The sequence below is a fragment of the Pseudomonas sp. FG6 genome (assembly GCF_057809015.1).
Map to the genome: position 1 here is coordinate 22,869 of NZ_JBMDJD010000031.1, position 21,353 is coordinate 44,221.

Sequence of the window (21,353 nt, forward strand, 5' to 3'; positions counted from 1 at the left end):
CCTCATTGGTAAAGGCTTTGAGGGAGTGAGGGCCGCCTGGCTGCGCATGTAGAGCAGCCAGCGAGATTGGAGACTGCCACGATGTGCAGTAATGAATGCGGCCTTGTTGATGTAGACAATTGTGGGCGTTGCACCCCTGGCTGCAGTAGCTGGTTTCTATGTATTACTTGCCCAATCCGACCAATCTCGAGCGTATCGTTTGAGGATACCTAGGTCGAAGCCACCTAGATCCAGAATATTCGTGGGAGTAAATGTGGGAGTATTTTTCAGACATGAAAAAGCCCAACCTTTTCAGATTGGGCTAAGTCATTGAAAAATATGGTCGGGACGGAGTGATTCGAACACTCGACCCCTAGCACCCCATGCTAGTGCGCTACCGGACTGCGCTACGCCCCGACTAGGCGTGAATCTTGTTCCGCTTCTCAACGGAACGCTGAGGAATATATCGCAAGCTTTTGAAAACTGGAAGTATTTAAAAGCAGAAATTATTTCCTGAGCACCAACAGCACATCTTCAAGCTCGGCGATCATCTGGCGGATCATCTGCTTGTACTGGGTTGTATCGTCTTTGGCCTCATCACCGGAGAGACGCAGGCGCGCGCCGCCGATGGTGAACCCCTGGTCGTACAGCAGCGCGCGGATCTGCCGGATCATCAGCACGTCTTGTCGCTGATAATACCGGCGGTTTCCGCGGCGCTTGACCGGGTTGAGTTGAGGAAACTCCTGCTCCCAGTAGCGCAGCACGTGCGGTTTTACCGCACACAGCTCGCTGACTTCACCGATGGTGAAGTAGCGTTTGCCCGGGATGACGGGGAGTTCGTCGTTATGACTTGGTTCCAGCATAAGCCTCAACTCGGGCCTTCAACTTCTGCCCTGGACGAAAGGTGACCACACGGCGAGCCGTGATCGGGATTTCTTCACCCGTTTTCGGGTTGCGGCCAGGCCGCTGGCGTTTGTCCCGAAGGTCGAAATTGCCGAAACCGGACAACTTGACCTGCTCGTTGTCTTCAAGAGCGTGCCTGATTTCTTCGAAAAACAGTTCGACCAATTCTTTGGCCTCCCGTTTATTCAGGCCCAGCTCCTCATACAGACGTTCCGCCATCTCAGCTTTCGTCAGAGCCCCCATACGTCACTTCCTTAACGTGGCGTTCAACCTGGTTTCGAGCGAGGTGAGGATGTTTTGCGTTGCGGTATTCACCTCATCGTCATTAAGAGTGCGCGATGGATGCTGCCAGGTCAAGCCGACTGCAAGGCTTTTTCTATGCGGATCAATGCCTTTACCCTGATACACGTCAAATAGCCTGAGGTCCGTCAGCCATTCACCTGCATTTTCACGGATTACGTCCAGCACAGCGCTGGATGCAACGTCGCAGTCTGCCAGCAGCGCCAGGTCACGACGCACTTCAGGAAAGCGCGACAACTCCTGGAATTTCGGCATTTTTCCTTGCGCTACTTCGCCCAGGACCAGCTCGAAAACGAAGACCGGACGATCGAGGCCCAGGGTTTTCGCCAACTCAGGGTGAATCGCGCCGACGTAACCGACTTCACGCCCGTCCCGTTCGATACGAGCGGTCTGGCCCGGGTGCAGCGCAGGATGCTTGCCCGGCACGAAAGTGAACGCGTCGAGCGCGCCGGCAAAGCCCAGTACCGCTTCCACGTCAGCCTTGACGTCGAAGAAGTCCACGCCGTCGCGACCTTGTGCCCAGCCTTCTGGCAGGCGGCTGCCGCAAACAACACCGGCCAGCATGGGCTCCTGCTTCAGGCCATCCAACTGACCGACAAAGCGCAGGCCGCTTTCGAACAGACGCACGCGGTCCTGCTGGCGGTTCAGGTTGTGCTGGAGCACCTTGACCAGGCCCGGCCACAGGGACGAACGCATGGCCGCCATGTCGTTGGAAATCGGATTGGCCAGCAACAGCGGCTCGACACCGGGGTTGAACAGTTCGAACTGGCGCGGATCGATGAAGCTGTAGGTAATCGCTTCCTGATAGCCGCGAGCGACCAGCAGGCGACGCAGTTCCGGCAGGTCGCTGCGCGCTTCAGCCTTGGCCTGGGGGGCCAGGCGCGCTTGCGGGTAGCGAACCGGCAGGCGGTTGTAGCCGTACAGACGAGCCAGTTCTTCGATCAGGTCGACTTCCAGGCTGATATCGAAGCGATGGCTCGGCACTTCGACGCGCCACTGCCCTGCCCCATCGGCACTGATGTTCAGGCCCAGGGCACCGAGCAGACGCTCGACTTCGGCCGAGTCCATTTCCATGCCCAGCATCTGGGTGATGCGCTGGGCACGCAGGGTGACCGGTGCAACCTTGGGCAGGTGCTGTTCGCTGACGGTCTCGACGATCGGACCGGCTTCACCGCCAGTGATTTCCAGCAGCAGTCCAGTGGCGCGCTCCATGGCTTCACGGGCCAGTTGCCAGTCCACGCCACGCTCGTAACGGTGCGAGGCATCGGTGTGCAGGCCATAGGAACGGGCCTTGCCTGCCACAGCGATCTGGTCGAAAAACGCGCTTTCCAGGAATACATCGCGAGTCGTGGCAGAAACGCCACTGTGCTCGCCGCCCATCACGCCGGCAATCGCCAAGGCGCGGGAATGGTCGGCAATGACCAGCGTGTCGCTGCGCAGGGTCACTTCCTGGCCGTCGAGCAGGACCAGTTTCTCGCCCTCCTCGGCCATGCGCACGCGAATGCCGCCGTTGATTTCGGCGAGGTCGAACGCGTGCAGCGGTTGGCCCAATTCCAGCATCACGTAGTTGGTGATGTCGACAGCGGCGTCGATGCTGCGCACGTCGGCGCGACGCAGGCGCTCGACCATCCACAGCGGCGTCGGCTTCGACAGGTCCACATTACGGATCACGCGACCCAGGTAACGCGGGCAAGCGGCCGGTGCCAGAACCTCAACCGAACGCACTTCGTCGTGCACGGCCGCAACGGACGCGACCGCAGGGCGTGCCACCGGGACGTCGTACAGGGCGCCGACTTCACGAGCCAGGCCGGCCAGGGACAGGCAGTCACCCCGGTTCGGTGTCAGGTCGACCTCGATGCTTGCATCGTCCAGGCCCAGGTATTCACGAATGTCCTGGCCCACCGGCGCGTCAGCCGGCAGCTCCATCAGGCCATCGTTGCCTTCACCAATCTGCAGTTCAGCCTGGGAGCACAACATGCCGTTGGACTCGACGCCGCGCAGCTTGGCTTTCTTGATCTTGAAGTCGCCCGGCAGTTCGGCACCGATCATGGCGAACGGAATCTTCAGACCCGGACGCACGTTAGGTGCGCCGCACACCACCTGGAAGGTCTCTGCGCCGTTGCTGACCTGGCAAACCCGCAGCTTGTCAGCGTCTGGGTGCTGCTCGGTGGCCAGCACCTCACCCACCACCACACCGCTGAACTCGCCGGCAGCCGGCGTCACGCTATCGACCTCGAGGCCGGCCATCGACAGGCGAGCAACCAGCTCGTCCTGACTTACCTGCGGGCTTACCCAGCCGCGCAGCCATTGTTCACTGAATTTCATGCTGTTCTCCTAATAGATTCGTTACGGACCGCGGCCTAGGCACAAGCCCTAGCGAAATTGCGCAAGGAATCGCAAGTCGTTGTCGAAGAACAGGCGCAAGTCATTCACACCGTAACGCAGCATGGCCAGGCGTTCGACGCCCATGCCGAAAGCAAAGCCCGAGAATTCTTCCGGGTCGATCCCGGACATGCGCAGCACGTTCGGATGAACCATGCCGCAGCCCATGACTTCCAGCCAGCCGGTCTGCTTGCAGACGCGGCAGCCTTTACCGCTGCACATCACGCATTCCATGTCGACTTCGGCGGAAGGCTCGGTGAACGGGAAGTACGAAGGACGGAAACGCACCGCCAGCTCTTTTTCGAAGAACACCCGCAGGAACTCTTCGATCGTGCCTTTGAGGTCGGCGAAATTGATGTCGCGATCGACCAGCAGGCCTTCGACCTGGTGGAACATCGGCGAGTGAGTGATATCCGAGTCGCTACGGTACACACGGCCTGGGCAGACGATGCGGATCGGCGGTCGTTTCGACTCCATGGTGCGGACCTGTACCGGCGAGGTATGGGTGCGCAACAGCATGTTGGCGTTGAAATAGAAGGTGTCATGCATCGACCGGGCCGGGTGATGGCCTGGGATGTTGAGGGCTTCGAAGTTGTGGTAGTCATCTTCGACCTCGGGACCTTCGGCGATGCCGTAGCCAATGCGGGTGAAGAACTGCTCGATGCGCTCCAGGGTCCGGGTTACCGGGTGCAGGCCGCCGGAAGTCTGGCCACGGCCAGGCAGGGTCACGTCAATGGACTCGGCGGCGAGTTTGGCAGCCAGGTCCGCCTCCTCGAACGACGCCTTGCGCGCATTAAGGACCTCTGTGACACGTTCCTTGGCAACGTTGATCAGCGCGCCGACTTGCGGACGCTCTTCTGCCGGCAGGTTCCCCAGGGTCTTCATCACCTGAGTCAACTCGCCTTTCTTGCCGAGGTAGTGAACCCGGATTTGCTCCAGGGCATTGATGTCTTCAGCGCTTTGCACAGCCTCTAGTGCTTGAGAGACCAGCGCATCCAGGTTTTCCATGTACAGACTCCAGATACAAAATAGGGGAAGAGCTTTAAGGCTCTTCCCCTATTTATGACGTTTAACACCGGGGCCCACACAGGTGAGCCCAAGTGACTGCCGGGGGTACTTAAGCCAAGGTGGCTTTAGCTTTCTCGACAATCGCAGCAAACGCCGCTTTTTCGTTCACTGCCAGATCAGCCAGAACCTTACGGTCGATCTCGATGGACGCTTTTTTCAGGCCGGCGATGAAACGGCTGTAGGACAGACCGTAGGTACGAGCACCAGCGTTGATACGAGCGATCCACAGAGCGCGGAACTGACGTTTTTTCTGACGACGGTCACGGTAGGCGTATTGGCCTGCCTTGATTACGGCTTGCTTGGCAACACGGAATACGCGGGAACGCGCACCGTAGTAGCCTTTAGCAAGTTTCATAATTTTCTTGTGACGCTTACGGGCAATGACGCCACGCTTTACACGAGCCATGAGTTACTTCCTCTATTCTTGATCCAAAAATTAACGAAGGCGCAGCATGCGCTCGACTTTTGCCACGTCAGACGGATGCAGCAAGCTGCTACCGCGCAGTTGACGCTTACGCTTGGTCGACATTTTGGTCAGGATGTGGCTCTTGAAAGCGTGCTTGTGCTTGATGCCGTTAGCAGTTTTCAGAAACCGCTTGGCAGCACCACTTTTGGTTTTCATCTTTGGCATGTTCGGATACTCCGCATTCAGTTGATAAACATAATCAGAAGGCCTGCCGTGCCCTGTTGATTACTTCTTCTTTTTCGGGGCGATGACCATGATCAGCTGGCGTCCTTCCATCTTAGGATGCTGTTCGACCGAACCGTACTCGAGCAGGTCTTGTTCAACCCGCTTGAGGAGTTCCATCCCCAGCTCCTGGTGGGCCATCTCACGGCCGCGGAATCGCAAGGATACCTTGGCCCTGTCCCCGTCACTCAGGAAACGTACCAGGTTGCGCAGTTTTACCTGGTAATCCCCTTCCTCCGTCCCTGGACGAAACTTGATTTCTTTTACCTGAATCTGCTTCTGGTTTTTCTTCGCCGCGGCAATCTGCTTCTTCTTCTCGAAGATCGACTTGCCGTAGTCCATCACACGGCAAACCGGTGGGACTGCGTCTGCGGAGATTTCTACCAGATCAAGCTTGGCTTCTTCAGCAATTCGAAGCGCTTCATCAATCGAGACGATGCCAATCTGCTCGCCGTCAGCGCCAATTAACCGAACCTCGCGTGCCGAGATATTCTCGTTGATCGGGGCTTTCGGTGCAGCTCGTTTATCTTGTCTCATATCACGCTTAATAATAATTACTCCGAATCTGGGCGACCACGCCGGGAAACCGCTTGCGCGAGAAACTCGGCGAATTGGGCGACGGGCATCGAGCCCAGGTCAGCACCTTCACGAGTACGCACAGCGACAGTCTGCATCTCGACTTCCCGATCTCCAATAACCAAGAGGAAGGGAACCTTGAGCAAGGTATGCTCGCGGATTTTAAAGCCGATCTTTTCATTTCTCAAGTCAGACTTGGCACGAAATCCGCTTTGGTTGAGAGTTTTTTCGACCTCGGCGGCAAAATCTGCCTGTTTATCAGTGATATTCATGATCACTGCCTGGGTCGGTGCCAGCCACGCAGGGAACGCGCCCTCGTAGTGTTCGATCAGAATCCCGACGAAACGCTCGAAGGAACCGAGGATCGCACGATGGAGCATGACCGGGTGCTTGCGACTGTTGTCTTCGGACACGTATTCGGCGCCCAGACGGATCGGCAGGTTGAAATCGAGCTGCAAGGTACCACATTGCCAGACGCGACCTAAGCAATCTTTCAACGAGAATTCGATCTTCGGACCGTAGAAAGCCCCCTCGCCCGGCTGCAAGTCGTACGCAAGGCCCGCGCTGTCGAGGGCGGCGGCCAGGGCGGCCTCGGCGCGATCCCACAGCTCGTCGGAACCGACGCGTTTTTCCGGACGAGTGGACAGCTTCATCTCGACCTCGGTGAAGCCGAAATCGCGATAGACGTCCATGGTCAGCTTGATGAAGGCTGCGGATTCGGCCTGCATCTGCTCTTCGGTGCAGAAAATGTGTGCATCGTCCTGGGTGAATGCACGCACGCGCATGATGCCGTGCAACGCACCCGACGGCTCGTTACGGTGGCAGGCACCGAATTCGGCCAGGCGCATCGGCAGCTCGCGGTAGCTCTTCAGGCCCTGGTTGAACACCTGCACGTGGCAAGGGCAGTTCATTGGCTTGATGGCGTAGTCGCGGTTTTCCGACTGGGTGGTGAACATGTTGTCGGCGTAGTTGGCCCAGTGCCCGGATTTCTCCCACAGGCTACGGTCGACCACTTGCGGCGTCTTGATCTCCAGGTAGCCGTTCTCACGCTGGACCTGGCGCATGTACTGTTCGAGCACCTGGTACATTGTCCAGCCGTTCGGGTGCCAGAACACCATACCCGGGGATTCTTCCTGGGTATGGAACAGGCCCAGGCGCTTGCCGATCTTGCGGTGATCGCGCTTTTCGGCTTCTTCGATACGCTGGATGTACGCCGCCAGTTGCTTCTTGTCGGCCCATGCGGTGCCGTAGACGCGCTGCAACTGCTCGTTCTTGGCGTCACCGCGCCAGTAGGCACCGGACAGCTTGGTCAGCTTGAAGGATTTCAGGAAACGGGTGTTCGGCACGTGCGGACCGCGGCACATGTCGACATATTCTTCGTGGTAGTACAGGCCCATGGCCTGCTCGTCCGGCATGTCTTCCACCAGACGCAGCTTGTAGTCCTCGCCACGGGCCTTGAAGACTTCGATGACTTCGGCGCGCGGAGTGACTTTCTTGATGACGTCGTAATCTTTCTCGATCAGCTGCTGCATGCGCTGTTCGATGGCCGCCATGTCGTCCGGCGTGAAAGGACGCTCGAAGGCGATGTCGTAATAGAAGCCTTCGTCGATGACCGGGCCGATGACCATCTTCGCGCTCGGGTACAGCTGCTTGACCGCATGGCCGACCAGGTGCGCGCAAGAGTGGCGAATGATCTCCAGCCCCTCTTCGTCCTTGGGCGTGATGATTTGCAGCGTGGCGTCGCTGTCGATGACGTCGCTGGCATCCACCAGTTTGCCGTTGACCTTGCCGGCCAGGGTGGCCTTGGCCAGGCCCGCACCGATGGATGCTGCGACCTCGGCTACGGAAACCGGGTGATCGAATGAACGTTGACTGCCGTCGGGAAGAGTAATAGTTGGCATGGCGCCTCCTCTCCTAGTGGTGACCCCTACCAAAGGTCACGTGGGTTGGGATGAGCCAGTACAAGATCCAGTCCAGGCCATTCAATGACGAACGCCTGCCTTACAGCGGCAGGAGCCTTGCGGCCAACCGGGAAACCGAACCAGAGTGACTGGTATTCAAATCAGGGTTAATCGAACATTTGCCGCTGCCGGGACCTGTCGTCCTCCGGAGCCTGGAAATACCCGAGCGAGGCATGCTAGCACAGATGAACGGTCGTCGCCGTGCTCAAGTTGAAGCCTGATGCTCAATGAAATGACACCAGGCGTAAATCCATGGTTTTTATGCCAGAGTGCTGAACTGAAGCGAGCGCAACGCCTCAGATAACAAGACATCGACCCAAAAGGAGCATCTTCGCATGCGTCTGAATACATTGTTCGCAGTAGTCGCCCCCCTTGCCCTGCTGCTGCCGCTGACCGCCCATGCCGATTGGCCGAAGGGTGAACGCGAAAAATACATGGCCCAGTGCACGGAAGCGGCCACCCCCCAGATCGGCGCAGCGGCGGCCAAGTCCCATTGCGGCTGTGGCGCCGACGCGATCAAGTCCTACCCGGCCTCGGACATCCAGGCCCTGATGGACAACAAGGCCAGCCCGGAGCTGCAGCAAAAGGCGCTGGGGCAGATTGCAAAATGCAAGGCCAATCCACCTGCAAAAAAATGACTTTCCAGCCTCGCGAACGTTGAAAAAAGGCCGATAAAGGCCTTCTGACCAGGTTTTTTTGCAGGTTTTACAGCTTTTTTTATCACCCTCATTTTCCATCGAAAGCCCTTTAAACCGGGGCTTTCAGCGGATTCTGGCGATAAGGAAAACACGACTGATTGGCAAAGAGCGCGTCCGGGGGGCTCCCAAATCGAACATTTCGACTATGATACCCCGGTGTGCCCAGTTGGCCTGAGCAACACAGTACACTGAAAATATATGTTTCTTGGAGATACACCATGTCTAATCGCCAAACCGGCACCGTTAAATGGTTCAACGATGAAAAAGGCTTCGGCTTCATCACTCCTCAAGGTGGCGGTGACGACCTGTTCGTACACTTCAAAGCTATCGAAAGCGACGGTTTCAAAAGCCTGAAAGAAGGCCAAACCGTATCCTTCGTGGCTGAGAAAGGCCAAAAGGGTATGCAAGCTGCACAAGTTCGCCCAGAGTAATTTCCCGGCGCACTAAAAAACCCCGTCCATGTGACGGGGTTTTTTATGGGCCGGTGAAAACCGCCGATCAGCCGCAATTCACCCGATTGACCACCAGGTTGGCATCGGTATTGAGGTTCAGGCGATCCGAGCGGTACTCAAGCGTAATCATGTCGTTGGGCTTGAGGATCCGGGCGTTCTGCGCGCCGGCCCGGGTGCGGGCCTGTTCGAGCAATTGCGGCGACGCCTGCTTGCCGATTGCAAACTCGGCAGCCTTCGCTTCACAGCGGCTGTGGCCGGTCTCGGCCGTCGCTGGACCTGGGGTCGACTCAGGGTGACTGCTGCAACCGCTCAACAACGCGACAGCCAGCACAGTACCCAATGACGTGAGCTTCCAAGGCATGGAGCCTCCTTTCTTGATCAATAAACAGAGTGCGTGCGACAGCGAGAACGGCGCCAGGTTTCAACAGAGGGCCTGCCTGGGCACGCCTCGTTCGCAAAAGCCGCAGTTTGCCTGACCCCGACCGGCCGTTCCGAGCTCAATCGTGACTGAATATGAATCAGGCTCAGTAAACGTCGATGTAATCGAAGGGCGGGTTCGGCCAGTTGTCCTTGAGGGCGTTGTAGATCTGCATGACCCAGACTTCGTCGCTGGCGGCGACACGTCCGACGTAGCCGGATCCCTTTGCCCACGTTTCCAGCCGAAACAGCAAGCCACCAATGTCGGTGCCTCCGACCACGCCGCAAGACAGGTAGGCAATCCCCTCTCGGGTCACTCGCAGCTGGGTATGTTCGTCGTCACTGGCCGAGGCCAGCAACTGGCGGACCGCATCCAGGGTCAGGCCGCCAGGAGCGTTCAAATCGATCTGCACAGCGGGCTCCTTGGAAAAGTCAAAAACCAAGTGTCGCACAGCCCTTGCGTGATCCCTAAGTCGCAGTGCCAAAGCCTGGGCAAAAATGGTTAACTCAGCCTACACACCTCCACCTCGCGAGCCCTACCATGAGCACCGTCAGCATCGAAGCCACCATCAATGCCAAATGGGCGCAGGGCCATAGCTCCTACAGCCCAGGCAGCCCGGAGGAACTGGCGATCATAGTGATCGAGCTGCTGGTAAAGGAACTGGGGATAGACGTCGCCCGTAACTTTATCCAACAGGCTTTCGAACGATACCCGAGCCTCACCGACACCGTGGAATGAGCCGACGCGCCCGCAGCCACCGGCCAGCGGGCGCGCATTAGGAAGGTTATTTAAGGCGCGCCAATCGTTCGACCAGCAAGTCAAAGAAGCCCTGGGCATCGCCATTTTCCACCCAGAACGCATTCTTGGGCGCCTTCAGGCCATCGTACCAATCGACGATGGTCTGCCCGAACGTCGGCCCTTCGCGGCTGTCCACCACCACGTTGACCGAGCGCCCGGTAAACAGCTGCGGCTTGAGCAGGTAGGCAATCACCGTCGCATCGTGCACCGGCCCGCCCGTCATGCCGTAGTGCTCCATGTCGCCCTTGACGTACTCATTGAGGATATCGCCGACGATCTTGCTAGCGTTGTTGCCCACCGCGGCGATCTGTTTCAGGCGCACCTCGCTGGTGAGAATCTTGTGGGTGACGTCCAACGGCAGATACGTCAGCTTGACCCCGCTTTTGGCGACGACCTCGGCCGCCTGCGGGTCGGCGAACAGGTTGAACTCAGCCACGGGGGTGATGTTGCCGCCGTTGAAATGCGCACCGCCCATGACCACCACTTCCTTGATGCCCTGGACAATCTCGGGCTCCTGGACCAACGCCAACGCCAGGTTGGTCTGCGGGCCGAGCATGGCAATGGTGATGCTGTGGGGCTTGGCAGCCTTGAGGGTGTCGATCAGGTAATTGACCGCATTGCCCTTGGCCAATCCCTTGTTCGGCTCATGCACGGTGACGCCCGACAGGCCTTCCTTGCCGTGGATGTTTTCCGCATAGATGGGCGTACGCATCAACGGCTTCGGCGCACCCGCGTAGACCGGCACGTCCTCGCGCCCCGCCCACTCCCGGGCCAGGCGCGCGTTGCGGGAGGTCTTGTCCAGCCGCACATTGCCCGCGACGGTGGTCAACGCACGGATGTTCAGCTCTTGCGGCGACGCCAGGGCGAACAACAGTGCCACCACGTCATCGGCGCCCGGATCGGTGTCGATGATCAGGTCAATCTTTTCCGCCGCCTGGGCGCTCGTAGCAGTGATCAGTGACACAAGCAGTAGACTCCGGAACAGTTGATGCAGTTTCTCAGCATAGCGGTGCATGGGGCACTCCTTGTGCAAGGTTGTTGGTTAGAACGTGACTCCAGCGATCAGCACAATGTTGCAATACGGCGAACATTCACCCGTGCGAATAACCGCCCGCGCCTCGCGCGTAAGGATCTTGAACGCCTCGTGACTGAGCCGCTCCCGTGTGCCCAGTGCACCGTCGGCATGCAGCGCCTCCAGTGTCACCAGGGCCGACGGCTGCTTGTCGAAGATTTCCTCGGCCAGCACATGGCGCTCCACCTGCATTTCGCTGAGCACCACCTTCAAGGTGCTGACAAAGTCGGGGATGCCTTGGGTCAGGGCCAGGTCGATCAATTCGACCTGGGGCGGCACCGGCAGGCCGGCATCGCCGATGACCACTTTGTCGCCGTGGCCCAACGATGCGATCAGGCGCGACAGCGCCACGTTCAATAAGGGGGTCTTTTTCATGATGTGAACGCCTGCACTTCCTGCAACGTGGGGATAGAGGGTTGCGCCCCCGCTCGGGTGACTGACAGCGCCGCGGCAACCTGGCCGAAACGAATCGCCTCGACCTCGCTCCTGCCAGTAGCCAAGGCCGCCGCAAACCCGCCGACGAAGGTATCCCCTGCCGCCGTGGTGTCCAGTGCCCTGACTTGCGGCGCGGGGAAATGCCCGCAGCTTGTGCCATCGGCAAATATCAACCCTTGGGCGCCCAGGGTCACGATCACCTTGCCGGCGCCAGCGGCCATCAATTGCGTCGCAGCAGCCTTGGCGGCTTCCAGGGAATCCACCGCCACTGCGCTCAGGACCGCCGCCTCGCTTTCGTTAGGAATCAGGTAATCAACCCAGGCATACCACTCAGGCGGCAATGCATGGGACGCCGGCGCAGGGTTGAGGATGACGATCTTGCCCAGTTCGCGAGCGCGCTTGAGGGCGTGGCCGACGGTGACGTCTGGCACTTCAAGCTGGCAAATGATGACATCGGCGCCTTGCAGGACCGCGTCGACATTGTCCAGGACGTCCGGGCTGAGGGCGCCGTTCGCACCGGCCACGATCACGATCGCATTCTGACTGTTGTCGTCGACCACGATCAGCGCCACACCACTGGAGCCTTCCACGACACCGACCGCCTGGCAATCGATGCCCTCGGCCAGCAAGCCTTCGCGCAACTGTTGGCCGTAGGCATCACTGCCCACGCATCCGACCATGGACACCTGCGCCCCCAGGCGCGCGGCGGCCACGGCCTGGTTGGCGCCCTTGCCGCCCGGGATCGTGGAGAACGATTGGCCGATCAGCGTTTCCCCCCCACGGGGCAGGCGCGGCGCCCGGGTGACCAGGTCCATGTTCAGGCTGCCGATTACCACTACTTTTGCTGGCATACGTCATTACTCATCAAATTCGGTTCAGCGGTATTGGGCGAATGAGCCAGGCAGCGGCGCAGTCGACTCACGCAAGACAATACTGGGTTTCACGATCCGCTGATCGGTGGCAATCCCTGGCGCTGCGATACGTCGCAGCAGCACCTCCGCCGCCATTTCCCCCAATTGCAGGATCGACTGCCCCACCGTGGTCAACGCTGGGTAGACATAGCGGCTCATCTGGATGTCGTCGAAGCCGATGACCGACAGTTCGCTGGGCACCCGCACGTTGCGCTCGGCGGCGGCACGCAGCACGCCGATGCCGATCATGTCGTTGGCGGCGAAAATCGCGCTGGGCGGCTGCCGCTCAAGCAACCGGGCGGCGGCACGGTAACCGCCGGTACTGGTGAAATCGCTCTCGATCATGCGCTCGACAGGCCGCTCGATGCCCGCCTCATCCAGGGCGCGGCAGTAACCGGCCAGGCGCATCTGTGCCACGCTGGTGTCCGCCGGACCGCCGATGAACGCGATGTCGTGGTGGCCCAGGTCCAACAAGTGACGGGTCGCCAGGTAGGCGCCCAACTCATGGTCGATGCGCACCAGGTCGGCATCCAGGCCGTCGAGCCCCCGGTCAACGATGACCATGGGGGTGCGCACGCCAGCCAACCCTTCGACCAGACCGCCATCGCCACCGGCAGAGGCGACGATCAGGCCGTCGATGCGTTTTTCCAGCAGTACTCGCAAATAGCTGCGCTGCTTGCTCGGGTTGTCGTCGGAGTTGCACAGGATCACGCAATAGCCGTTGCGCTCGCAGTAATCCTCGATACCCCGGGCCAACTCGGCAAAATACGGGTTGAGGCTGTTGGGCACCAGCAGGCCGATGGTCGCCGTGCTCTTGGCCTTGAGCGAGCGGGCGACGGCGCTGGGCACATAGTCCAGGCGCTCGATGGCCGCCTCGACCTTGCGCCGCACCTCCTCACTGACCGGCCGTGTCTTGTTCACCACGTGGGACACGGTGGTGTAGGAAATCCCCGCGAGCGCCGCCACATCTTTGATCGTCGCCATGGTTCAAGCCCGCCGACTGGCGCGTTGGCTGCGATAAGTGTCGAGCACGACCGCCACCACAATCACCGCACCGGTAATGATGCGCTTGGTCGGCTCGGTGGCGCCGATCTGCGCCAGCCCCGCCGCCAGCACCGAGATAATCAGTACACCGAAGAAGGTGCTGATGACCGAACCGCGCCCACCCATCAGGCTGGTGCCGCCGATCACCACGGCTGCAATGACCTGCAACTCCAACCCGGAGCCAGCATTCGGATCCGCCGCCTCCAGGCGCGAAATCTGGAACAGCGCCGCCACACCTGCGAGCAACCCCATCAGGCTGAACACCAGGATCTTGTAGGGCTTTGGATTGATGCCCGCCAGGCGCACGGCCTCTTCGTTGGTGCCGATGCCGATCAGGTATCGGCCGAACACTGTGCGGGTCAGCACCGCCTGGGCAACGAAGATCACCAGCAGGGCAATGATGAACGACGGCGAAATGCCGAAGGCAATGGGGTTGGACAGCCAGGCGAAGGAATCGCCAATGTAGGCGGTGCGCGAACCGGTCATCTGGTACGCCAGGCCACGAGCCATTTCCAGCACGCCGAGGGAAACGATGAACGATGGAATCCGCCACGCGACGGTGATCGAACCGGTGACCGTCCCCGCCAGTGCCGCCACAGCCATACCCAGCAACGCCGATGGCCAGACGCCCCAGCCCCAGCCGAGCACCGCCACGCTGACCGTCGACGCGGCCAACGCCAGCACCGACCCCACCGACAGGTCGATACCGCCGATGATCAGGATGAACGTCATGCCGACCGCCAGCACCATGAGGTCGGGAATCTGGTTGGCCAATGTGCTGAAGGTGTCATAGGACAGGAAGTGGCTGCTCAGCACCGAGAACAGCGCGACCATGGCCAGCAAGGCGCCGGCCAGCCCCAGGTAGGTGCCGAGGCCATAGAAATTGCCACTCGATTTGCCGACGGCAGATGCGGTTTTCATGAAAGATCCCTAGGCGCTGCTTCGTTGAGCAACGCATCACGTTTCTGGTAGCCGGCGAATGCGGCAGCAAGCAAATCATCCTGGGTCCAGCTGTCGCGCTCGAAGGTATCGACCAGGCGCCCGGCCGACAACACGCCGATCCGGTCGCAGATCAGCATCAGCTCGCGCAGGTCGCTGGAGACCACCACCAGCGCCTTGCCCTGGCGAGTCAACTCACCGAGCAAGGCATAAATGTCGAATTTGGCGCCGACGTCGATGCCACGGGTCGGCTCGTCGAACAACAGCACCGAGCAATCGCGTTCGAGCCAGCGACCGATTACCACCTTCTGCTGGTTACCGCCCGACAGCTCGGACACCAACTGGCTCGGGCTGGAACTGCGGATGCGCATGGCATCGATCTGCCGCCGGGCCAGCGACAGTTCCTCGCCGCCCTTGACGAAACCGGCGCTGGAGATCTCCGGCATGTTACCCAAGGCAATGTTCGCGGCAATCGATTGAGTCAGCAGCAGGCCCTCGCCCTTGCGGTCCTCGGTGATCAACGCAATGCCCTGGGCGACCGCATCGGCCGGTGAGCGGATGTTGGCGACGCGGGCATCCGCCCCCAACGCCACGGTGCCGCAGTCGACGGCATCAGCACCAAAGATCAAGCGCAGCAGTTCGGTACGCCCTGCCCCGATCAGCCCCGAGATACCGAAGATCTCGCCACTGCGCACTTGAAAGGACACGTCGCGGACCTTGTCAGCGCGTGTCAGGCCCTTGACCGTCAGGGCTGGGGCGCCGATCTGGCGCGGACCAAGGTCGATGTGCTCGCCCAGCTCGCGACCGACCATCAGTGTCACCAACTGCTCGCTGTTGTAATTGGCCATCGGCTCGACGCAGACCAGGTTGCCATCACGCAATACCGCAATGCGCTGGGCCACCCGCGCCAGTTCTTCAAGGCGATGGGAAATGTAGATGATCGACACGCCCCGGGCTTGCAGGCGAGTGATCTGCTCGAAAAGCATCTCGACTTCGCGCGCCGTCAGCATGGCGGTCGGCTCGTCGAGAATCAGCACACGGCAGTCGCCGATCAGGTTACGGGCAATCTCGACCATCTGCTGGTGACCGATCCCCAGCTCGCCCACCAGGGTATCCGGATCGATCGCGTCGAGCCCCACCTGGGCCATGGCCTCGATGGCCGCCTTGCGCAATTGCTTGCGACTGATCCAGCCACCACGGCTGGGCAGGTTGTCGAGGAACAGGTTTTCGGCCACGGACAGGGTCGGCAGCAGGTTGAGCTCCTGCATCACCATACGCACGCCCAGCGCTTCGGCCTGGGTACGGCTGCCAGGACGGTAGTCCTGCCCTTGGAATTGCATTTGCCCGGTCGTCGGCGTCACCAACCCACCGATGATCTTGGACAAGGTACTTTTGCCGGCGCCATTTTCTCCGGTCAGCGCCAGCACTTCACCGCGCATCAGCGTCAGGCTGATGTCGGTCAGTACCGGTTGGGCATAAGTCTTGCCGATGCCGCTGACGCACAGGACAGCGTTCGGGTCGCGAACGGACATAACAAACTCTCCAATGTGCTCGCCCCAACGGGCGAGCACCGTTGTGTCGCCAGGATTACTGCTTGGTCACCAGCTCGACCGGAGTTTCGATAACGCCGTTGGCGCCGCTGTCGACTTTTTCGCCCTTGAGGATCTTCAAGGCCGTCTCGATGCCGAAGACAGCCTGCTTGGCGGCAAACTGGTCGGCCGTTGCCAGGACACGTCCGTCCTTGAGCATGGGCTTGATGGCATTGATGTTGTCGTAGCCGACCACTTGCACCTTGCCCGCCTTGCCCGCTGCACGGACAGCCGATACCGCGCCGACCGCCATGCTGTCGTTGCCGGCCAGCAGCGCCTTGATGTTCGGGTATTCGCTGAGCATCGACGCAGCCACCTGGTTGCCCTTGTTGATTTCCCAGTCGCCGGATTGCAGGGAAACGACCTTGACCTGCGCGGCGTCCATGGCGTCCTTGAAGCCTGCGGTGCGCGCCTGGGCGTTGGTGGTGGTGGACACGCCTTCGATGATGCCGACTTCATCACCGGCCTTGAGCTGCTTGGCCAGGTACTCGCCCACCAGCCGCGCCCCTTTGCGGTTGTCAGGCCCTACGAACGGCACATTGATGTTCTTGCTCTTGACCACCGCCGGATCGAGCTGGTTATCGATATTGATGACGGTGATGCCTGCGTCGATGGCTTTCTTGATCACCGGGACCATGGCCTTGGAATCGGCGGGGGCGATGACCAGGGCATCGACCTTGGACACGATCATCTGCTCGACGATGCGGATCTGGTTGGCGGTGTCGGTTTCGTCCTTGATCCCATTGGAGATCAGCTCGAAATCGGCGGAGTGTTCTTTCTGGTAGGCCTTGGCGCCGTCTTCCATGGTCAGGAAGAATTCGTTGGCCAGGGATTTCATGACCAGGGCGACCTTGGGTTTTTCTGCAGTCTGGGCAAATGCCGAGGAGAAAGGCAGCGCAGTGGAGGCGGCTGCGAGCATGGCAACAGCGAGAAGGCGTCCAGCGAATGGCAACTTCATGGGTTCACTCCGATTTTATGATTATTGTGAGCAAAAGCGCTGCGCGGTGGTCGCGCAAACGTTTGCGTAACTATGGTAAGCCTTCGGGAGTTTGTCAATGTTGCGGTTTTTCGTCTTCCGGCGAAGGGGGTCAGCCCTCCGTCAGCCGCTCCATTCGCATTGTCCCGCAAAAAAAGATCATTTTTCCCACATCAAAATGAAAAAAGTACTGTCAGACGATTTTCTTGAATTTTAAGCAGTTGCGTAATTGCCTACGGTTAAATACTGTATGCACGTACAGCTTAATAAGGATAATCCTGTGGCCCCTCCCTCTGCTGCAACCACCCCCTTAGATTCCTATACGCGACTCGGCCTGCGGGTCTCGAAAATCATCAATGCCCCCACCGCCCAAAAAGCCAGGGCCGCGCTGATCTTCCGCCTTCCAGACGAGCCGGTGGACGAGTGGGAACGCCTGCTGGAAGAAATCGACGAGAACGACAACGTTACCCTCGCCTATCGCGATGACGGTGGCGTGCAAATTTTCTGGGTTGTGCCGAAGGAAGATTGAGCCTGATGAACATCCGCTGTTTTGCTTTACTGCTTGTGTTCGTCGCCATGGGCGCACAGGCCGGTGCCCCGCGCACCTTCAACGAAGCCAAGAAAGTCGCCTGGAAACTCTACGCCCCGCAATCCACCGAGTTCTATTGCGGCTGCAAATACACCGGTAATCGCGTGAACCTGGAGGCCTGTGGGTACGTGCCACGCAAGAATGCCAGCCGCGCCGCGCGTATCGAGTGGGAACACATCGTCCCGGCGTGGGAGATCGGCCACCAGCGCCAATGCTGGCAGCAAGGCGGTCGCAAGAATTGCACGCGTCATGACCCGGTCTATCAACGGGCCGAAGCCGACCTGCACAACCTGGTGCCGAGCATCGGGGAAGTGAACGGCGATCGCAGCAACTTCAGTTATGGCTGGTTGCCGGTCCAGAAAGGCCAGTACGGTTCATGCCTGACCCAGGTGGATTTCAAGGCCAAGAAAGTCATGCCTCGACCGTCCATCCGCGGGATGATCGCCCGAACCTATTTCTACATGAGCAAACAGTATGGCCTGAGCCTCTCCAAGCAGGACCGGCGCCTGTATGAGGCCTGGGACAAGACCTACCCGGTCGAGAGCTGGGAACGCCAGCGCAACCAGAGCGTAGCGTGCGTCATGGGGCGCGGGAACGAGTTCGTGGGGCCGGTGGATTTGAAGGCCTGCGGTTGACCTGGCCTTGGTGAACCACACCGGTCAACGGGCGGGCAAGCCCTGTGGGAGCAAGGCTTGTGGGAGCAAGGCTTGCCCGCGATGAACGATGACGCGGTTTGATGGTTGGACCGCGGTGAAGCAATCGCGAGCAAGCTTTGCTCCCACAGATCCCACAGATCTCTGGCCACCACATATCGAACTGCCAACCTCTAAGATTTTGTTTATGCCGCCCGATTACTGGGCCGTCGGGTAATCCACCACCAACGTCTCGATGTTGCGTTTTTTCGCCCGGACCAATGCAGCGGTGATGTTCTCCTGGCCGGCTTCAGCTTCGGCCTTCGTGCTGAAAGGGCCTACCAGCACCCGCTCCTTGCCATTTTCGCGTACAACATTCGACATGAAACTGTGTTCGATGAGCCATCCGGTCAGGTCGCTGACAGCTTGCGGCGTCTCACCACGAACCTCGACAGCCCACTGCGGCGCAGCAGCGGCGGCCGGTGCGGAGGTGGCGGTGGGTTTCTTCGACGCTTCGACATCACGCCCTTCACCGCATCCTGCCAGCATCAATACCGCGATCACCCAAGCCAATTTGCGCACAACGTTTCCTCTGGAAGACATGAGGCAGCGATTTTAGCACCCGTGCCCGCCAAGATCGCCGCAAACAGTGCGCAAAACACGAGAATCCTGCCCGGCGTCGCTGTATAGTCGCACCCTGGGAATTAAGGCTGCATCTGCGCGTCAGAAAGAGGCACCCACATTGTGACACTTAGCACTAATCTATAAGCAGTACCGACATCTGCATCGTCTGAATCAGGTGCCCTATAAAGTAATCAAGGAGAACACCATGCTGATACTCACCCGCAAAGTCGGTGAAAGCATAAACATTGGTGACGACATCACCATCACCATTCTGGGCGTTAGCGGCCAACAGGTCCGGATCGGCATCAATGCCCCGAAAAACGTTGCGGTCCACCGCGAAGAGATCTATCAGCGCATTCAGGCCGGCCTTACCGCCCCCGACAAGCCACAAACTCCCTGAGCCCTGCTGCAGTCCGTAGCCAGCCCGTTTGCATCAGCGCAATGGCTGGCTAAAGATTCTGGTCGAGCGCGCCTCAACCGCCCCTCCCCGCCTTCGTTGTTTCGTTCTTCCGTGAAACCGATACTAATGGCATGACGCTTAGCATGGCTGTCAGACATTTCGTTTTAATGGCGATGAAGCAGACGCTCGGTGCGGTCAGACCCAGTGGACACCGCGCGCCATTCCCGTGGCCGCGATCACCATCAAGACCAGCAACAACGCTTCGATGTGGCTGATCCGGGCAAACCGGCCAGCCTTTGCAGCATCGACTGCCCCTCCCTTGCCCAACACCCTCCGCCATTTGATCAGGGTGATCATCGGCGCGAGTTCAAGCAGCAGAATCAGAACCGCGTGATTGCCAAGGCCGGGCACAAAAACTGTGGGGGCGAGCCTGCTCGCGATGGCGGTGTATCAGTCGACAACAATGCTGTCTGACACTCCGCTATCGCGAGCAGGCTCGCTCCCACAGGGGTATTGCGAGTTGCGAGGCTATTAGTCCGCCAATCGCCAGGTCGTCCCGCCCTTGCCGTCTTCCAGCACCACGCCCATGGCGGTGAGCTGGTCGCGGATGCGGTCGGATTCGGCCCAGTCCTTGTTGGCCCGCGCGGTCAGGCGCGCCTGGATCAAGGCTTCGACCTCGGCGGCGTCCACACGGCCTTCGGCACCGGCCTGGAGGAAGTCATCGGCTTCGAGCTGCAACACGCCCAATACGCTGGCCAATTCCTTCAGGCGCGCCGCCAGGCCCGCCGCGGCGTTGAGATCGCTCTCACGCAGGCGGTTGATCTCGCGCACCATCTCGAACAGCACCGCGCAGGCTTCCGGCGTGCCGAAGTCGTCGTTCATCACCTCGGTGAAGCGCGCCACGAAGGCTTCGCCACCGGCGGCCGGCACGTTCGGCAGGCCCTTCAACGCATGGTAGAAACGCTCCAGAGCACCCTTGGCGTCCTTGAGGTTGTCTTCCGAGTAGTTGATGGCGCTGCGATAGTGACTGGACACCAACAGGTACCGCACGACTTCCGGGTGGTACTTGTCGAGCACGTCGCGGATGGTGAAGAAGTTGTTCAAGGACTTGGACATCTTCTCGCCATTGATGCGGATCATGCCGCAATGCATCCACGCATTGGCGTAGGTCTTGCCGGTAGCCGCCTCGCTCTGGGCGATTTCGTTTTCGTGGTGCGGGAATTCCAGGTCGCTGCCGCCGCCATGAATGTCGAAGGTCTCGCCCAGGCAGCAGGTGGACATCACCGAGCATTCGATGTGCCAGCCCGGACGGCCCTTGCCCCACGGCGAATCCCAGCTCGGCTCGCCCGGCTTGGCGGCTTTCCACAGGACGAAATCCAGCGGATCCTGTTTCGACTCGCCGACCTCGATGCGCGCGCCGATGCGCAGGTCTTCGATCTTCTTGCGCGACAGCTTGCCGTAGCCCACGAACTTGCCGACGCGGTAGTACACGTCGCCATTGCCCGGGGCGTAGGCGTAGCCCTTGTCGATCAGCGCCTGGATCATCGCGTGCATGCCGGCAATATGATCGGTGGCCCGAGGCTCCATGTCCGGCTTGAGGATATTGAGGCGCGCCTCGTCCTCGTGCATCGCCGCGATCATGCGTTCGGTCAGCGCCTCGAACGCTTCGCCGTTCTCGTTCGCACGGTTGATGATCTTGTCGTCGATGTCGGTGATGTTGCGCACATACGTCAGGTCATAGCCGCTGAACCGCAGCCAGCGGGTCACCAGGTCGAAGGCGACCATGCTGCGGCCATGGCCCAGGTGGCAGTAGTCGTACACGGTCATGCCGCAGACGTACATGCGCACCTTGTTGCCATCCAGCGGCTTGAAGACTTCTTTGCTCTTGGTGAGCGTGTTGTAGATCGTAAGCACAGGGT

Annotated in this window: 25 protein-coding genes, 1 tRNA gene and 1 pseudogene; 6 read left to right on the forward strand and 21 right to left on the reverse strand. The window is 59.8% G+C overall.

Features of this window, described 5'->3' with window-relative positions:
- Positions 1–319: 319 nt before the first annotated feature.
- The 9 genes from ACODSJ_RS19145 to thrS all read right to left on the reverse strand — a co-directional run bounded on the left by ACODSJ_RS19145 (position 320) and on the right by thrS (position 7,797).
- Positions 320–396, reverse strand: a tRNA-Pro gene (locus ACODSJ_RS19145).
- An 89-nt stretch (positions 397–485) separates the two neighbouring features.
- Entirely contained in the window at positions 486–842 is a 357-nt protein-coding gene (locus ACODSJ_RS19150) for a MerR family transcriptional regulator (RefSeq protein WP_260961856.1), read from the reverse strand.
- Positions 823–1,125 (reverse strand): integration host factor subunit alpha, encoded by a 303-nt coding sequence (gene ihfA / locus ACODSJ_RS19155; RefSeq protein ID WP_002553164.1) that lies wholly within the window; start codon positions 1,123–1,125, stop codon positions 823–825. Before ihfA ends, ACODSJ_RS19150 begins: the two co-directional genes overlap by 20 nt.
- A gap of 3 nt (positions 1,126–1,128) precedes the next feature.
- The gene (gene pheT, locus ACODSJ_RS19160) at positions 1,129–3,507 is read right to left on the reverse strand and encodes a phenylalanine--tRNA ligase subunit beta (protein WP_489103222.1); all 2,379 of its coding nucleotides are present in this window, start codon (positions 3,505–3,507) and stop codon (positions 1,129–1,131) included.
- 48 nt (positions 3,508–3,555) lie between these two features.
- Positions 3,556–4,572 (reverse strand): phenylalanine--tRNA ligase subunit alpha, encoded by a 1,017-nt coding sequence (gene pheS / locus ACODSJ_RS19165; protein WP_260961854.1) that lies wholly within the window; start codon positions 4,570–4,572, stop codon positions 3,556–3,558.
- A 109-nt stretch (positions 4,573–4,681) separates the two neighbouring features.
- Positions 4,682–5,038: a 50S ribosomal protein L20 gene (gene rplT / locus ACODSJ_RS19170; protein ID WP_039592831.1), complete on the reverse strand. Its 357-nt coding sequence runs from the start codon at positions 5,036–5,038 to the stop codon at positions 4,682–4,684.
- A 30-nt stretch (positions 5,039–5,068) separates the two neighbouring features.
- Positions 5,069–5,263 (reverse strand): 50S ribosomal protein L35, encoded by a 195-nt coding sequence (rpmI, locus tag ACODSJ_RS19175; RefSeq protein ID WP_002553160.1) that lies wholly within the window; start codon positions 5,261–5,263, stop codon positions 5,069–5,071.
- Between the two features lie 60 nt (positions 5,264–5,323).
- A complete protein-coding gene (infC, locus tag ACODSJ_RS19180) occupies positions 5,324–5,875 on the reverse strand; it encodes a translation initiation factor IF-3 (protein WP_172679675.1) in 552 nt (183 codons plus the stop codon).
- The gene (thrS, locus tag ACODSJ_RS19185; RefSeq protein WP_489103223.1) at positions 5,875–7,797 is read right to left on the reverse strand and encodes a threonine--tRNA ligase; all 1,923 of its coding nucleotides are present in this window, start codon (positions 7,795–7,797) and stop codon (positions 5,875–5,877) included. Before thrS ends, infC begins: the two co-directional genes overlap by 1 nt.
- A 395-nt stretch (positions 7,798–8,192) precedes the next feature.
- Between thrS and ACODSJ_RS19190 the strand changes: the two genes are divergently transcribed.
- Positions 8,193–8,495 carry a hypothetical protein gene (locus ACODSJ_RS19190; RefSeq protein WP_489103224.1) on the forward strand — a complete coding sequence of 101 codons (303 nt, stop codon included), beginning with the start codon at positions 8,193–8,195 and terminating at the stop codon, positions 8,493–8,495.
- 278 nt (positions 8,496–8,773) lie between these two features.
- Positions 8,774–8,986 (forward strand): cold-shock protein, encoded by a 213-nt coding sequence (locus tag ACODSJ_RS19195; RefSeq protein WP_003179963.1) that lies wholly within the window; start codon positions 8,774–8,776, stop codon positions 8,984–8,986.
- 67 nt (positions 8,987–9,053) lie between these two features.
- On the opposite strand, the gene ACODSJ_RS19200 is transcribed toward ACODSJ_RS19195, so the two are convergent.
- Positions 9,054–9,368, reverse strand: coding sequence for an I78 family peptidase inhibitor (locus tag ACODSJ_RS19200; protein ID WP_489103225.1), 315 nt, complete (start codon positions 9,366–9,368; stop codon positions 9,054–9,056).
- A 163-nt stretch (positions 9,369–9,531) separates the two neighbouring features.
- Positions 9,532–9,837, reverse strand: coding sequence for a hypothetical protein (locus ACODSJ_RS19205; RefSeq protein WP_489103226.1), 306 nt, complete (start codon positions 9,835–9,837; stop codon positions 9,532–9,534).
- Between the two features lie 128 nt (positions 9,838–9,965).
- Between ACODSJ_RS19205 and ACODSJ_RS19210 the strand changes: the two genes are divergently transcribed.
- Positions 9,966–10,163, forward strand: a complete 198-nt coding sequence (locus ACODSJ_RS19210; protein WP_489103227.1) for a hypothetical protein — start codon at positions 9,966–9,968, stop codon at positions 10,161–10,163.
- A gap of 46 nt (positions 10,164–10,209) precedes the next feature.
- Here the strand turns inward: ACODSJ_RS19210 and ACODSJ_RS19215 are convergent, their stop codons facing one another.
- From ACODSJ_RS19215 to ACODSJ_RS19245, 7 genes are read right to left on the reverse strand one after another with little or no spacing between them, the layout of a single operon-like run.
- Positions 10,210–11,238 carry a nucleoside hydrolase gene (locus ACODSJ_RS19215; RefSeq protein ID WP_489103228.1) on the reverse strand — a complete coding sequence of 343 codons (1,029 nt, stop codon included), beginning with the start codon at positions 11,236–11,238 and terminating at the stop codon, positions 10,210–10,212.
- A 27-nt stretch (positions 11,239–11,265) separates the two neighbouring features.
- Complete coding sequence (gene rbsD, locus ACODSJ_RS19220; RefSeq protein ID WP_489103229.1) at positions 11,266–11,670, reverse strand: D-ribose pyranase; 405 nt, start codon at positions 11,668–11,670, stop codon at positions 11,266–11,268.
- Entirely contained in the window at positions 11,667–12,581 is a 915-nt protein-coding gene (gene rbsK / locus ACODSJ_RS19225; RefSeq protein ID WP_489103230.1) for a ribokinase, read from the reverse strand. The genes rbsD and rbsK overlap by 4 nt, the downstream gene beginning before the upstream one ends.
- 24 nt (positions 12,582–12,605) lie before the next feature.
- Positions 12,606–13,625 (reverse strand): LacI family DNA-binding transcriptional regulator, encoded by a 1,020-nt coding sequence (locus ACODSJ_RS19230; protein ID WP_489103231.1) that lies wholly within the window; start codon positions 13,623–13,625, stop codon positions 12,606–12,608.
- Between the two features lie 3 nt (positions 13,626–13,628).
- Complete coding sequence (locus ACODSJ_RS19235; protein ID WP_489103232.1) at positions 13,629–14,606, reverse strand: ABC transporter permease; 978 nt, start codon at positions 14,604–14,606, stop codon at positions 13,629–13,631.
- A complete protein-coding gene (locus tag ACODSJ_RS19240) occupies positions 14,603–16,156 on the reverse strand; it encodes a sugar ABC transporter ATP-binding protein (protein ID WP_489103233.1) in 1,554 nt (517 codons plus the stop codon). The genes ACODSJ_RS19235 and ACODSJ_RS19240 overlap by 4 nt, the downstream gene beginning before the upstream one ends.
- 55 nt (positions 16,157–16,211) lie before the next feature.
- On the reverse strand, positions 16,212–17,171 hold the full coding sequence (locus tag ACODSJ_RS19245; protein ID WP_489103234.1) for a sugar ABC transporter substrate-binding protein: 960 nt from the start codon (positions 17,169–17,171) through the stop codon (positions 16,212–16,214).
- A 247-nt stretch (positions 17,172–17,418) separates the two neighbouring features.
- Here ACODSJ_RS19245 and ACODSJ_RS19250 point away from each other — a divergent pair, with 247 nt between their 5' ends.
- Both ACODSJ_RS19250 and ACODSJ_RS19255 read left to right on the forward strand, forming a co-directional pair.
- Positions 17,419–17,718, forward strand: coding sequence for a DUF1654 domain-containing protein (locus ACODSJ_RS19250; protein ID WP_489103235.1), 300 nt, complete (start codon positions 17,419–17,421; stop codon positions 17,716–17,718).
- Positions 17,719–17,723: 5 nt separating this feature from the next.
- Positions 17,724–18,413 (forward strand): endonuclease, encoded by a 690-nt coding sequence (locus ACODSJ_RS19255; protein WP_489103236.1) that lies wholly within the window; start codon positions 17,724–17,726, stop codon positions 18,411–18,413.
- 216 nt (positions 18,414–18,629) lie between these two features.
- On the opposite strand, the gene ACODSJ_RS19260 is transcribed toward ACODSJ_RS19255, so the two are convergent.
- Entirely contained in the window at positions 18,630–18,992 is a 363-nt protein-coding gene (locus ACODSJ_RS19260; RefSeq protein ID WP_489103237.1) for an SPOR domain-containing protein, read from the reverse strand.
- A gap of 247 nt (positions 18,993–19,239) precedes the next feature.
- On the opposite strand from ACODSJ_RS19260, the gene csrA reads away from it, so the two are divergent.
- A complete protein-coding gene (csrA, locus tag ACODSJ_RS19265) occupies positions 19,240–19,434 on the forward strand; it encodes a carbon storage regulator CsrA (RefSeq protein ID WP_003179932.1) in 195 nt (64 codons plus the stop codon).
- Between the two features lie 195 nt (positions 19,435–19,629).
- Here the strand turns inward: csrA and ACODSJ_RS19270 are convergent.
- Together ACODSJ_RS19270 and cysS are read right to left on the reverse strand one after the other, a co-directional pair.
- Positions 19,630–19,821: pseudogene (locus ACODSJ_RS19270) on the reverse strand (DUF2214 family protein); the annotation flags it as partial.
- 144 nt (positions 19,822–19,965) lie between these two features.
- The gene (gene cysS, locus ACODSJ_RS19275; RefSeq protein WP_489103238.1) at positions 19,966–21,348 is read right to left on the reverse strand and encodes a cysteine--tRNA ligase; all 1,383 of its coding nucleotides are present in this window, start codon (positions 21,346–21,348) and stop codon (positions 19,966–19,968) included.
- Positions 21,349–21,353 lie beyond the last annotated feature (5 nt).